This window comes from Pseudomonas sp. RC2C2 (assembly GCF_018390435.1).
Lineage (GTDB): Bacteria > Pseudomonadota > Gammaproteobacteria > Pseudomonadales > Pseudomonadaceae > Aquipseudomonas > Aquipseudomonas donghuensis.
On record NZ_JAHBAX010000001.1, the window covers coordinates 86439 to 99939 of the forward strand.

General features: G+C 63.3%; 12 protein-coding genes. 6 read left to right on the forward strand and 6 right to left on the reverse strand.

The features are described from left to right. Positions 1-21: 21 nt before the first annotated feature. From KHO53_RS00420 to KHO53_RS00430, 3 genes are all read right to left on the reverse strand, one after another. On the reverse strand, positions 22-495 hold the full coding sequence (locus tag KHO53_RS00420; protein ID WP_010222377.1) for a copper chaperone PCu(A)C: 474 nt from the start codon (positions 493-495) through the stop codon (positions 22-24). Next, a complete protein-coding gene (locus KHO53_RS00425) occupies positions 495-1106 on the reverse strand; it encodes an SCO family protein (protein WP_036996237.1) in 612 nt (203 codons plus the stop codon). Before KHO53_RS00425 ends, KHO53_RS00420 begins: the two co-directional genes overlap by 1 nt. Positions 1107-1325: 219 nt before the next feature. Beyond that, the gene (locus KHO53_RS00430; protein ID WP_010222379.1) at positions 1326-1769 is read right to left on the reverse strand and encodes a GNAT family N-acetyltransferase; all 444 of its coding nucleotides are present in this window, start codon (positions 1767-1769) and stop codon (positions 1326-1328) included. 105 nt (positions 1770-1874) lie between these two features. Here KHO53_RS00430 and KHO53_RS00435 point away from each other — a divergent pair, with 105 nt between their 5' ends. The 4 genes from KHO53_RS00435 to KHO53_RS00450 all read left to right on the forward strand — a co-directional run bounded on the left by KHO53_RS00435 (position 1875) and on the right by KHO53_RS00450 (position 7028). Beyond that, complete coding sequence (locus tag KHO53_RS00435; RefSeq protein ID WP_213569807.1) at positions 1875-3818, forward strand: autotransporter outer membrane beta-barrel domain-containing protein; 1944 nt, start codon at positions 1875-1877, stop codon at positions 3816-3818. 195 nt (positions 3819-4013) lie between these two features. Then, entirely contained in the window at positions 4014-4994 is a 981-nt protein-coding gene (locus KHO53_RS00440; RefSeq protein WP_213569808.1) for an aliphatic sulfonate ABC transporter substrate-binding protein, read from the forward strand. Positions 4995-5003: 9 nt separating this feature from the next. Then, positions 5004-6365, forward strand: coding sequence for an LLM class flavin-dependent oxidoreductase (locus KHO53_RS00445; protein ID WP_213569809.1), 1362 nt, complete (start codon positions 5004-5006; stop codon positions 6363-6365). Positions 6366-6413: 48 nt separating this feature from the next. Next, positions 6414-7028, forward strand: coding sequence for an START domain-containing protein (locus KHO53_RS00450; RefSeq protein ID WP_010222383.1), 615 nt, complete (start codon positions 6414-6416; stop codon positions 7026-7028). Between the two features lie 117 nt (positions 7029-7145). Here KHO53_RS00450 and KHO53_RS00455 read toward each other — a convergent pair whose 3' ends face one another. Beyond that, positions 7146-8564: an amino acid permease gene (locus KHO53_RS00455; RefSeq protein WP_026001269.1), complete on the reverse strand. Its 1419-nt coding sequence runs from the start codon at positions 8562-8564 to the stop codon at positions 7146-7148. A gap of 446 nt (positions 8565-9010) precedes the next feature. Here KHO53_RS00455 and KHO53_RS00460 point away from each other — a divergent pair, with 446 nt between their 5' ends. After that, positions 9011-10432: an aminotransferase-like domain-containing protein gene (locus tag KHO53_RS00460; protein ID WP_213569810.1), complete on the forward strand. Its 1422-nt coding sequence runs from the start codon at positions 9011-9013 to the stop codon at positions 10430-10432. A gap of 248 nt (positions 10433-10680) precedes the next feature. Here the strand turns inward: KHO53_RS00460 and KHO53_RS00465 are convergent, their stop codons facing one another. Beyond that, positions 10681-11013, reverse strand: a complete 333-nt coding sequence (locus KHO53_RS00465; protein ID WP_148276790.1) for a YdcA family protein — start codon at positions 11011-11013, stop codon at positions 10681-10683. A gap of 242 nt (positions 11014-11255) precedes the next feature. On the opposite strand from KHO53_RS00465, the gene KHO53_RS00470 reads away from it, so the two are divergent. Next, entirely contained in the window at positions 11256-12593 is a 1338-nt protein-coding gene (locus KHO53_RS00470) for a ferredoxin reductase family protein (protein WP_010222389.1), read from the forward strand. Positions 12594-12617: 24 nt separating this feature from the next. Here the strand turns inward: KHO53_RS00470 and KHO53_RS00475 are convergent, their stop codons facing one another. Further along, a complete protein-coding gene (locus KHO53_RS00475) occupies positions 12618-13490 on the reverse strand; it encodes a hypothetical protein (protein ID WP_213569811.1) in 873 nt (290 codons plus the stop codon). Between the last annotated feature and the right edge of the window lie 11 nt (positions 13491-13501).

Here is a 13501-nt window from a genome sequence, read left to right on the forward strand (position 1 = left end):
TTGTCGACCGCGTGGCGGCGATCAATGCATGTGCTGGTGGCCCGACATGGCTTCAGCATTCAGCGCCCGCACCGGCGCCTTGACTTCAATGGTCTGCTTGACGCCCTTGGCATCCTCGACCACCAGGGTCAGCGGTACCTGCTCGCCTTCCTTGAGCTGCTGGTTCAGTTGCATGAGCATCACGTGATAGCCGTTGGGGTCCAGGGTCACCGCCTTGCCGGCCGGCAGCGCGACGCTGTCGACCTCGCCCATCTTCATCACGTCGTTGTCCATGGTCATCTGGTGCACCTGCACGATCTTGGCCACCGGCGAGGCCACGCTGATCAGCTTGCTGTCGGTGCTGGCGGTGAGGGTCATGAAGGCACCGCTGGACTGCTGGTGCGCCACGGTGGCGCGTGCCCAGGCGTCGCTGACGGTGGTTTGCGCCACGGCCGGCAAGGCCAGGCCAATCAGGGCCAACGCGGCCAGGGTACGTTTGACAGGGTTGCGAAGCATTAACACACCTCCATGACAGTGAGCAGGTCTTCTGCGCACTCTTTTGCATTGAGCGAATGGGACAGCCCCAGGCGCAACTGGCCGCGGGAATCGAAGACGTAGCTGGTCGAGGTGTGCGAGATGGTATAGGTATCGCCGGCTGGCACCTTCTCATAGAACACACCGAACTCCCGGGCTGCCGCCGCGGTTTCTTCGAGGGTGCCGGACAGCGCCACGAACGACGGATCGAAGGCCTTGACGTAGGCGTCGAGCACTTCGGGGGTATCGCGCTCGGGGTCGAGGCTGATGAACACCACCTGCAAGAAGCCTGCGTCGCGGCCCATCAGCTTCTTGATCTGCGCTGCGCGCGCCAGGGTGGTCGGGCACACCGCCGGGCACTGGGTGAACCCGAAGAACACCATCGGCATCGAACCCCAGAAACTCGACAGGGTACGGACGTTGCCTTGGGTATCCTTGAGCTTGAACGAACGGCCGAGGATCTTGTTGCTCATGTCCTTGCCGTATTTGAAGTCCAGCGCGCCACCGGAACGGGGGTCGCAACCTGCAAGGGCGCCGAGGCCCAGCAGGCTGATCCCGGCAACAACCTGGCGCCGGGTCAGTAAATCAGTCATGTAACCATCCTTTTGGGAAGGTGCCAGCCCCTGGATAGAGGGCATGTCGAGAAACCTTCGCATTTTGTCATGGCGGTGGACGCAGGTTCCAGCGCGCAGCGCCCCGTACGTCTGTATCCCAGTATTTACGGGGTGCGGCCTGTTGTCGCAGGCAGTGGCAAGAACACTCGGCAACGCCTGCCAGGTGGCGATCGCGGTGTTACTGGCAACGCTGGGCAGCTAGACACTGACAAACTCGAACTGGAGGTATCGCACCCCTTCGGGCGTTTCAATGGTTTGCACCTGTGCCCCCGCCGGCAGAACCTTTGGCCAGAAGCGCAGGCCGGCGAGGTTATCCGCCAAGACCGATAGCTCCCATCGGCCGCTGTGCAACGCGAACAACGCCTGCGCGGCGGCATGGCCAACCCCCGCCAAGCGATAGTCACTGGCGACATAGAACTCGGCCAATTCGTACTCCGTGAGCTCTTGCTGCTGGCGAACCAGGGCGAACCCTGCGATGTCGCCCTCAACCAGCAGCAGGTAGGCAAAACGCCCTGGCTCCTGCCAGTAGAGCGGTAAATAAGGGTATTCCCCTTCAACTCCGAGTTCGCGCAAATACCCCGGAAGCATCGCCTCGAAGTGGGCTTTTTCACTCTCAAGTGCGGGCTTTATCTGAACCTTCATGCTGCTAATTTCCTACATCAGTCACAAAACGGTACACATCCTGCTTACTGCGAGGCGACGCATCCTATGATGCGCCTTTCGTAACGACACATAAGGAAAAGTGCCGTGTTCAAACCGTTAGCAGTCGCTGTAAGCCTGGGTTGCGCAATGTTGTCGTCAGGCGCCAGCGCCTATGAGTATGGGGAGTTTGCCGGGCAGACCCTGGACCGTCTGATCAACGACTACCCCGGGCGTTACCGTGGTACCGCCAGTTTCGAAGGTGCTACCGCACTGATGCAATCGCAACTGGGCTTCGGCTACCAGACCCGCCGCCAGGACTTCACCTGGGCCGGCAACCGCAGCTCGCAGAACGTCATCGCTTCGGCCCCGGGCCAGAACAGCACTTACGTGGTGCTCGGCGCCCACTACGACACCTATTTCGGCCGCCCCACCCTGCAAGGCCTGGACGACAATGCCTCGGGCGCCGCGGTGCTCACCGAAATCGCCCGCAACCTCGGCGGTGTGGCCCTGGAGAACGGCCTGGAAGTGGTCGGTTTTGGTGCCGAGGAAGAAGGCCTGCGCGGTTCGCGTGCCTATGTCGCGTCATTGAGCGACAGCCAGCGCGCCAACCTGCTGGGCATGATCAACCTCGACAGCCTGATCACCGGCGACAAGATGTACGCCCACGCCGCCAGCAACAGCGTCGCCAACCCGGCCCTGGGTGCCTACCGCGACCAGTTGCTGCGCATCGCCCAGGAGATGAACATCCCGCTGTTCACCAACCCTGGCCTCAACCCCGAGTACCCGGCCGGCACCGGCTGCTGCAGCGACGGCGAAAGCTTCAAGGGCCTCAACGTACCGGTGCTGTTCATCGAGGCGACCAACTGGGAGCTGGGTGAGCTGGACGGCTACGAGCAGACCGGCAACCCGGCGATCCCCGGCGGCTCGACCTGGCACGACCCGGCCGAGGACAACCAGCAGGTGCTGACCCATGCTTTCGGCCAGGAGCGCATCGACCAGCGCCTGCGCGACTTCTCGCGGCTGCTGACCCGCCTGGTGCTGGAACTGACCAACGCCGACCTGCTCGCCTCCACGGCTTCCGGCGGGGCCATGGCGCGGCAGATGGAAGACCAGTTGCAACGCCAGCACCAGGCCCTGACCCGCCTGCATGACCGCCGATGGCTGAGCCTGCTGGATGCGTCACGGGCGGTCGGCAGTGTTGACGGTGAAGTGGGTGTCGAAGGCGAAGTCTCGCCCGACAGCGGCTTCGATGCGCCGGGCAACCCGGAGTCGAAACGGGTGGGGGTCTATGGCGTCGCTGACTACCGCCTCAACGAAGCCCTGACCGTCGGTGCCAGCCTGAGCTTTCAGCGCAGCCGCGATTCGCTCGAGCATGGCGGACGCATCGAAGGCGATGCCTGGCAAGCCGGGCTGTTCGCCCTGCTCAACGACGGCGGCCCGCAATGGCTGGCCGGCGAGCTGAGCGCCGGGCACACCCGCTTCGATAGCAAGCGTTCGGTGTACATCCAGGCCAACAATGGCCCGGTGTTGCTCGACCAGCGCCTGAGCGGCGACACCTCGGCGTGGTTCTGGGGCGCACGGGTGGACGGCGGCTACGACTTCAGCTTCGGCGCCTTGAAAACCGGCCCGGTCGCCGGCCTGGACTACATGCATTACCGCATCGACGACTTCAGCGAAGACGACAACCTGCGCACCGCCCTGGGCTACGAGCAGCAGAACTACGACGCCCTCGAAGCCAGCCTCGGCTGGCGCCTGCATGGCAGCGTCGGCCTGGGCGCGAACATGGCCCTGCAACCCTACGCCAGCGTGCGCTGGGTGCGCGAACTGGCCGATGGCCGCCTGGATGAAATCGACCTGACCAGCCATGCCGACGGCCGCGTGCGGGTGGCCGACATGGGCAGCGTCGACAAGGACTTTGGCCGTGCGCAATTGGGTGCGCAGTTGATGTTCACCGAGCAGTTGGGCGTGTTTGCCGAAGTGAACAGCCGCTTTGCCCATAGCGAGGGTAATCAGGCCGGCTACTCGCTGGGCGTGCAATGGCAGTTTTAACCCTGTAGGAGCGGGCTTGCCCCGCGATTGCGATGTGACTGACAGACCGCTATCGCGGGGCAAGCCCGCTCCCACAACAAAAGGATATAAAAATAACAAAACAATCTAACAATTTGGAATAAACAAATTGAAGGGCCTGCGCGGGCTCCTTATTTTTTCGGGCATGCCTTGCCCTTGAATCCCAGGAGTCCGCCCATGTCGCACACGCCCCATTCCCCCCTGCGCCGCCTGCTCGCCGGCGGCCTGTTTGCCGCCTTTGCCGCGCTGCTACTGCCCGGCCCGCTGGCCCATGCCGAAGCGAGCAAGACCCTGCGCATCGGCTACCAGAAGTTCAACAGCATCAACATCCTCAAAGGCAGCGGCGCCCTGGAAAAAGCCCTGGCACCGCAAGGGGTGAGCGTCAGCTGGTACGAATTTGCCGCCGGCCCACAACTGCTCGAAGCCTTGAGCACCGGCGCCATCGACCTTGGCCACGCCGCCGACGCGCCCTCGGTGTTCGCCCAGGCCGCCGGCAAACCGGTGGTCTACCTGGCCGCCGAACAGCCCTACCCCAAAGGCATCGGCCTGGTGGTGCGCGAGCAGGACAAGATCGCCAGCGTCGCCGCCCTCAAGGGCCAGCGCGTGGCCACCGGCCGCGGCTGGAACGCCCAGTACCTGCTGGCCGTGGCCCTGCAGGACGCCGGCCTGAGCTACAAGGACATCACCCCGGCCTACGTCAACAACGCCGCCGACGCCGTGGCCGCACTGCAGTCGGGTAGCGTCCAGGCCGTGACCCTGTGGGACCCCTTCCTCGCCGCCGCGGAAAAACAACCGGGCCTGAAGAACCTGCGTGACGGCAGCGGGCTGTCCAACAACCGCACCTTCTACCTGTCGTCGGCGGCCTTTGCCGACAACAACCGCGCGCTGCTGAAAACCTTCTTCAGCGAGCTGGCCAAGGTCAGCAGCTGGGCCAACCAGCAGCCCGACGAAGTCGCCGCCCTGCTGGCGCCGCAACTGGGTATCGGCGCCGACGTGCTGCAGGTGGCCAGCGAGCGGCGCAACTACAACGCCGTGGCCATCGACGCGCAGATCACCGCCGAGCAGCAGAAGCTTGCCGACACCTTCCAGGGCCTGGGCCTGATCCCCAAGCCGCTGAAGGTGGCCGACGCGGTCTACCCGGTGTCGGTCCTGCCTTGAGTACAGCCCATGTCCAAGACCATCCGCTTCAACGCCTTCAGCATGAACGCCGCCACCCACCAGTCCCCCGGGCTGTGGCGCCATCCGCGCAACACCAGCGTCGATTTCAATCGCCTGGACTACTGGACCGACCTTGCCCGCCTGCTCGAACGCGGGCTGTTCGATGCGCTGTTCATCGCTGATGTGCTGGGCATCTATGACGTGTACCAGGGCAGCGCCGACGGTGCCCTGCGCGGCGGCGTGCAGGTGCCGGTCAACGACCCGCTGCTGATCGTCCCGGCCATGGCCGGGGTCACCGAGCACCTGGGTTTTGGCGTGACCTTTTCACTGACCTACGAGCACCCCTATCCCTTCGCCCGGCGCATGTCCACGCTCGATCACCTGAGCGCCGGCCGGGTGGGCTGGAACATCGTCACCGGCTACCTCGACAGCGCCGCACGCAACCTCGGCCTGGCCCGGCAACTGGGCCACGACGAACGCTATGAGCTGGCCGAAGAATACCTGCAGGTGCTGTACAAGCTCTGGGAAAAAAGCTGGGACGACGATGCGCTGGTGCAGGATCGCGCCAGCGGCCAGTTCCTCGACCCGGCCCGGGTGCACCCGATCAACCACCAGGGCGAGCACTTCCAGGTGCCCGGCATTCACCTCAGCCAGCCCTCGCCGCAGCGCACGCCGGTACTGTTCCAGGCCGGCGCTTCGCCACGGGGCCTGCGCTTTGCCGCCGATCATGCCGAATGCGTATTCATCAGCGCCCCCACGCAAACGGCGCTGCGCGGCTACGTCGAGGCGATTCGCAAGGCCAGCCGTGAAGCCGGGCGGCCTGAACAGGACGTGCTGATCTACGCCCAGGCCCTGTTGATTGTTGGCGAAGATCGCCAGGCTGCCGAAGCCAAACTGCAGGAGTACCGCCAGTACGTGGACGTCGAGGCGGCGCTGACCCTGCTGTCGGGCTGGACCGGCATCGATTTCGCAGGCGTCGACCCCGATTCGTTGATCGAATACATCGACAACGACGCCGGCCGCACCGCCCTGGCGGTGTTCACCAAGGCCGACCCGAAGCGGCGCTGGACCGTGCGCGAAGCCGCCGAGTTCGTCAGCCTCGGCGGCCGCGGCCCGGTCTTGCTCGGCTCGCCCGCGCACATTGCCGACCAGTTGGAAGACTGGCTCGACAGCACCGGTATCGACGGTTTCAACCTCACCTATGCAGTGGTACCGGACGACCTGCAAGCGGTGGTCGAGCAGGTGGTGCCCGAGCTGCAGCGCCGTGGCCGCTACCGCACCGCGTATGAGGACGGCACCTTGCGCCACAAGCTGTTTGGCCGCGGTGACCGCTTGGCGCCTGAGCACAAAGGCCGGCTCGTCCGGATTTGATGCCAGGCACTATGCTCTGAACAGTCGCCCAGCCGCTGGAGCCTGTTCATGAGCCGTCGCCTTGTTCTGTGCCTGCTGCTGACCCTCAGCACCTGGGCCGGTGCCGCTGAACGCTGGCATCTGGCCCAGGACGAAGACGGTATCAAGGTCTACCTCAGCGAGGTGCCAGGTTCGCAGTACCAGCAGTTTCGCGGCGTTGCCCTGATCAAAGCCAGCGTGCGCACCCTGAGCGATTTGCAGGAAAACCTGCGGGTCGCCTGCAAATGGCTGTATGGCTGCGCCGACATGCGCCTGCTCAAGGTCGAGGGCGACCGCACCTGGGTCTACCTGACCACCGCCCTGCCCTGGCCGGCCAGCACCCGCGACATGGTGATCCTGGTGCACAGCGAGCGCCGCGACGACGGTAGCCTGGTGCGTCACCTCAAGGCGGTGCCCGGCATGGTCAAGCATGTGCCGGGGCAGATCCGCGTGCGCCAGCTCAAGGGGCTCTGGACCCTGGTGCCCAAAGGCGAACACCTCACCGAAGTGACCTATGAACTGCAGGCCGATCCGGCCGGGGACATCCCCTCGTGGCTGGCCAACCAGTTCGTCCTCGATGCGCCGACCATCTCCTTGCGCACCTTGCGTGCAGTGGCCGAGCGCCAGGGCGGCGCAACGCCCTGAGCAGGTCCTGCGCGGACAGGACCGGGGAGATTTTGCGGGTTGTTTGCGGGCCTCATCGCGGGTCAAGCCCGCTCCCACAGATTTTGTGGGAGCGGGCTTGACCCGCGATCAGATGCTTCAGGACAGGGCTTTTTTCGCCGCCCGCACGTGCAACACCGCGCCCATCAAGGCCACGACAATCGCCGCCGCACCGGTGGAGAACACCAGCACCTGGTAGTCCGGCACAAAGGCCATGGTCACCAGGCAGCCGATGATGAACACAATCACCAGGTAGGTCAGCCACGGGAACAGCCACATTTTCAGGCGGATCGGCTTGCCTTCGGCTTCCAGCTTGCGGCGCATCTTCAGTTGCGAGAAGGCGATCACCAGGTACACCAGCAAGGCAATCATGCCGGTGGTGTTCATCAGCACATCGAGCACGTCTTTCGGGCGCAGGGTTTCGCTGAAGTTGATCAGCGCCACGAACACCGCCACCGAGCAGGAACCGATGATCGAGAACACCGGCACGCCGGTACCGGCACGGGTGATCTTGAAGAACGACGGCGCATCGCCACGGGTCGACAGCGAGAACAGCATGCGCGACGCGGTGTAGTGCGCGGAGATCAGGCAGCTGCTCACCGAGGTCAGGACCACGAAGTTCATCACCAACTCGGCACCCGGGATGCCCAGCAGCTCCAGGGTCCGGCGGTACGAGCCATAGCCCGAGGTGCCCATCAGCGGGTCATTCCACGGCACCAGGGCGACGATCAGGAAGATCGAGCCGACGTAAAACAGGCACACCCGCCAGACCACCGAGTTGGTCGCCTTGACGATCTGCTCGGACGGGTTCTTCGACTCGGCGGCAGCGATGGTGACGATTTCCGCGCCGAGGAAGGCGAACATCACCCCGAGCATGGCGACGACCACCGTCTCAATGCCATTGGGCATGAAACCTTGCGCGGTGAGGTTGCTCAGGCCATGGACCTCGCCTGTGGGCCAGAGGTTGACCACCGCCAACCCGCACACCACAAGGAAACAGATGATCGCCACGACCTTTATCAAGGCGAACCAGAACTCGAACTCACCGTAGTGCTTGACGTTGAAGAAGTTGACGCTGATCAGCACCAGGGTGGTGGCCAGGACGAAGACGTTGACGCTGACCGAGGGGAACCAGCCGTGCAGGATCTTGCCCGCGACGTAGGCTTCCCAGGCCATCAAAATGACCCAGAACCACCAGTACAACCAGCCGATGGTGAAACCCGCCCAGCGGCCGATGGCGCGCTCGGCATAGGTGGAGAACGAGCCGGTGTCGGGCGACGAAGTCGCCATTTCACCGAGCATGCGCATGATCAGCACCACCAGGATGCCGCCAGCCAGGTAGGCCAGAATGGCCGCGGGGCCGGCGCTGTGAATCACACTGCCGGAGCCGACGAACAATGCGCCGCCGATGACCCCGGCGATCGACATCATGGTCAGGTGGCGAGACTTGAGCGAAGCGCTGAGCTTGCTCTCGTGCTCCACCTTCGCAGTGGAAGTGGAAGTGGATGTTGCGTCCATCAGTAGCTACCTCGTGTTCTTTTTATGCAAGGAAACTCGTGGGACCGCCTGCTACAGCGGTCTCACCCATTCAAACGTGTGAAAGTGCGGGCAGCCGACATCGCCCGGCCCAGTTGACCGGGTCGGCGACGGTGCTCACGGGGCCAGCGGAGTGCCTCTGGTCGGATTGAACGGTGCAATGGCGCGATGGCGGATCAGTGCCATCTGTGCGCAAGGAGCGGTTGGGCGGCGCCCAAGGGTGAAAGCATCAGTGTCATTGTGATTATTCATACTGCTTCAACGTGCTTTAGCTAGCGGTAACAGACCCCTAATGTAAAAATGTCCGACACATAGAGCCATGCACAGCGCGATGAAAAATCCACTGCACTGTACAGGCCGCCGATGCAGTACACCGCGATTTCCTGCAGGCGCCCGGCGTTACGCACACCTGAAGGCACAGCTTCCCCATGCTTGAATTACGAGCCGACGCATCGCCCCCGCTGGTCAACCAGATCATCAACGGGCTGCGTGAGTTGATCGAGAACCAGACCCTCAAACCCGGTGCCAAGGTCCCCTCGATCCGCGCCTTCGCCGCCACCTACTCGGTCAGCACCTTCACCGTGGTCGAGGCCTACGACCGCCTGGTCGCCCAGGGTTTGCTGGTCAGCCGTGGCAATGCCGGGTTCTTCGTCAACCGTGCGGCCGTGGAGCTGATCGAAAACCAGACCAAGGAACCGGCGCCGGGCAAGCCGGAATTCAACTCCGAGTGGTACCTGCAGCAGATCTTCGAAAGCCGTCAGCTTGAGTTCAAGCCCGGTTGCGGCTGGCTGCCCAACGACTGGATGTTCGAAGACGGCCTGCGCCGGGGCATGCGCCAGGTCGCCAGCAGCGTGCTGGAACTGAGCGGTTACGGCGACCCCATGGGCCTGCTGGAGCTGCGCACCCTGACCGCGCAGAACCTGCAGCAGGACCTGCGCATCGTCGCCAACCCCAACCAGCTGATGCTCACCCACGGCGCCAGCCAGGCCCTGGACCTGGCCGTGCGTACCCTGGTGCGCCCCGGTGACGTGGTGCTGGTGGACGACCCCGGCTACCCCAACCTGATGAGCATCCTGCGCTTTCAGGGCGCCACCTTGCTGGGCGTACCGCGCACCCCGAATGGCTACGACCTCGACCACCTGGAGCGCCTGCTCGAACACCACCGCCCGACGGTGTTCTTCACCCAGCCGCACCTGCACAGCCCGACCGCCTCGCGCACGCCGCTGGCGCAACTGCACCGCCTGCTGCAACTGGCGGCGCGCCACAGCTTTCGCCTGGTGGAGAACAACCTCTACGCTGACATGATCAACGAGCCGCTGCCGTGCCTGACCAGCCTCGATCATTTGCAGCAGGTGGTGTACGTCGGCAGCTACTCGAAGAGCATCTCGCCGAACGTGCGGGTCGGCTTCATGCTGGCCAACCCGGCATTGATGCAGCAACTGCTGCAACTGAAAATGCGCTCCGGCCTGACCACCTCGCAGGTGATGGAACGGGTGGTGTACGCCGCCATCACCGATGGGCGCTGGCGCAAACACCTCAAGCGCCTGCGCCAGCGCCTGGCCGAGGCGCAGCAGCAGGTCAGCGAACACCTCACCCGGCTGGGTTTCGAGCGTTTTATCGAAGGTGACGAAGGCATGTACCTGTGGACCCGCCACCCGGCCATCGCCGACAGCGCGGCGCTGGTCGATGACGCGCTGGCGCAAGGCATCATGCTCGGCCCTGGGCAGTTGTTCATGGTCGACTCACAGGCGACCGGGTGGATGCGCTTCAACGTCGCGTTCAGTACCGAGGCGGCGTTGTGGGAGAAGCTGGAGAAGTTGCTGGTCAAGCATGGGCGGCGGGGGCAATAGCGCCTGCGACCGCTTTGCGCTCGATCGCTGGCAAGTCCAGCTCCCACAAGTACGACGGCGCCCTCTCGGTTGACACATGACCTGTGGGAGCTGGCTTGCCAGCGATGAGGCCAGTACAGCCAGCGCATTCAGCGTTGCCTGAATCCCGCTCCCACAACTTCCAAGATTGGCATACGACCTGTGGGAGCGGGCTTGACCCGCGATGAGGCCGGTACAGCCAGCCAAAATCCCAGCCTATTCAACCACCCTCACCGCCGCCGATAACTCTTTTTGCCACTGGGCGTCAGGCAGTAAACCCCACCCCGCGGCCCGGTACAAAACGACCCGGAGCCACAACCACAGCCCTCGCTCGCCCCGCGCAGCGGCTGCAGCGAAGGCCGCGCGGCGCTGCCGCCCATGTACGCGGTACAGCTCTTCTTCGAACCACTGATCGACCCGTCATTGCACAAAAACAGGTCGCCATCACAGCCGGCAATCCCACCCTTGCGCCCGGAGCACGGCGTATTGGCCGCCAACGCCGTGGACGCCGCCAACACCAGTACCAGGGCCAACCCCAACCGCCCGGAAATAGAACGCGCCACAGCACCGCCTCCGCAGAAAGTGGCCGAATGCTATCAGTCTTGCCTTGGCGCAGCAAAGCACCGGCGACGGGTGCCCTGCACCTTCGCCGAGGGCGTAATGAGTCACGTTCTTGACCAAGCCTGTCGTTAACTCCCCAACCAGTTGATCTGCATCAACATTTAACCGGTTAACCAGAACGTTCATCCCTACCCTGCCCGCTGAAGGCTGAGAATGTCTCCAGGATTCACAGTGGAGAGCCAAGTTGAAGCGCATCAAGATAGCGTTGTGGTCGTTGTTCATAGGGTTAACCGTGCTATGGGCGCTGGCAGATACCTTCCTGCCGACCCCACTGAGCTATTTCTCGCTGCGTACTGTATTGGTGCAATACACCGGCGTGATCGCGATAGCGGCCATGAGCGTGGCAATAATGCTCGCCGTGCGCCCGCGCCGTCCGGAGCCCCTGCTTGGCGGGCTGGACAAGATGTATCGCCTGCACAAATGGCTCGGCATCAGCGCACTGGTGTTCGGTAGCGTGCACTGGGTCTGGGCCAAGGGCACCAAGTGGGCCGTCGGCTGGGGCTGGCTGACCAAGCCGGCCAAGGGCGGCGGTGTGGCGCCAGAACTGGGCGCAATCGAGCAGGCGCTGCGCAGCCAGCGCGGCCTGGCCGAAACCCTTGGGGAATGGACGTTCTACGTCATCGGGGTGCTGATCATACTGGCCCTGATCAAGCGTTTCCCGTACCACTGGTTTGCCAAGACTCACACTGTTCTGGCGGCACTCTATCTGGTGCTGGTGTTCCACACCGTGGTGCTGCTCAAGTTCGAGTACTGGCTGCAACCTATCGGCATCGTTACCGCCCTGCTGCTGATCGGCGGCACGCTGGCGGCGTTGCAGGCGTTGTTCAAGCGCATCGGCAAGCAGCGCAAGGTCCAGGGCCAAATCCGGACCCTGATCCACTACCCAGAGGCGAACCTGCTGGAAACCCATATCGCCCTGCAAGGGGGCTGGCCTGGGCACCAGGCCGGACAGTTCGCCTTCGTGACCTCATCGGAGTCCGAGGGGCCGCACCCTTACACCATCGCCTCTGCCTGGGAACCGCAGGCCGCGCAGCTGCGCTTTATTACCAAAGGGCTGGGCGATCACACCCGCCGACTGCCAACGCGCCTGAAAGAAGGCGACCGAGTGACGATAGAAGGCCCTTACGGTTGCTTCACCTTCGAAGACCAAAAGCCGCGGCAGATCTGGATCGGTGCCGGCATTGGCATCACACCCTTTGTGGCCCGGTTAAAGCAGCTGGCGCTGGAGCCTGACCGGCAACACCGTATTGACCTGTTTCATCCCTGCAGCGTGTATTCGCCCGACGTCATCGATAACTTGCGGGCCGACGTGGCGGCTGCGGGCGTGCGCTTGCACCTATTGGTGTCAGGCCAGGATGGCCGGCTGAGCGGCGAACGCCTGCGCAAGGAAATTGCCGATTGGCAGGAAGCGAGTATCTGGTACTGCGGGCCAGCGGACCTGGGGCAGTCCCTGCGCGAAGACCTGGTGGCCCATGGGCTGAAGCCGAACGACTTCCATCAAGAGCTGTTCCAGATGCGCTAGGCCACCAATCGCACACCGCCCTGATCACCTGCCAGCCTTACGCAACCGCAACCGACGAACCACCGCAAAGCGCTTACAAAACTGCCGATGGTGATGACTGTTCAGCAAAACCAGCGCCACCAACGGCAGCGCAATTGACGAAGTTGTAAACAACGGATGGATTCCGGCTGCAACACTTGCGATGGCCATGAGCAGACTCGTCACCGCAACCGCGACGAGACACCACACTCCCCAGGCAAAACCGTTGGCGATCAGGCCAGCGCCTGAGCTACACACAGCCGCCCCGACCAGAATCACAATCACCAGATACCCCATGTTCTCGAGATGCTGGGCAAAATAGGCGTACTCCACCTGCACCGTTGCCAGCGCAATGGAGGCCATGGTCAAGAAAAAAGCAGCGCAGAAGCGGCCCATGTAACGCCTTAAGAATGCCGCCATCCCCGGATACCGCAGCACATCCACAGGCTCCCCCGGCAAGCGCTTGGTTCGCGGAGCCTTGCTGATCTCGACGAACCTTGCATATATCCGCCGATAACCCTTGCCGTTGAGCACCAGCAGGCCAGCCAGTGGACTGAAAAGCGCCAGGTAATAAATCACGCCAGGTGGGCGCTGGGTATACAACCCCAAAGTGACCAGCAAGCAACACACCAGCAACGCCGCCAGCCACCAGATCAACCGAGTGCTCCCCCACACCAGCAAGAGGTGCAGCATGGTCGGTATAACCACGCCGTTTTTCACGTTGCGCAGGATGTCGGATGAACTCATGGAGCTCAGTGAGTGTGTGCCGTTAATCACGAGCATCAGGCTCATGAGGGAAGCAACCGCGAGCAACCAGCTCAAGGTCAGGAGCGGGAAATTGCGTCGTAGGCAGGCATTGATTTCTTCTTGGTGATTCATCCGTGAACCTT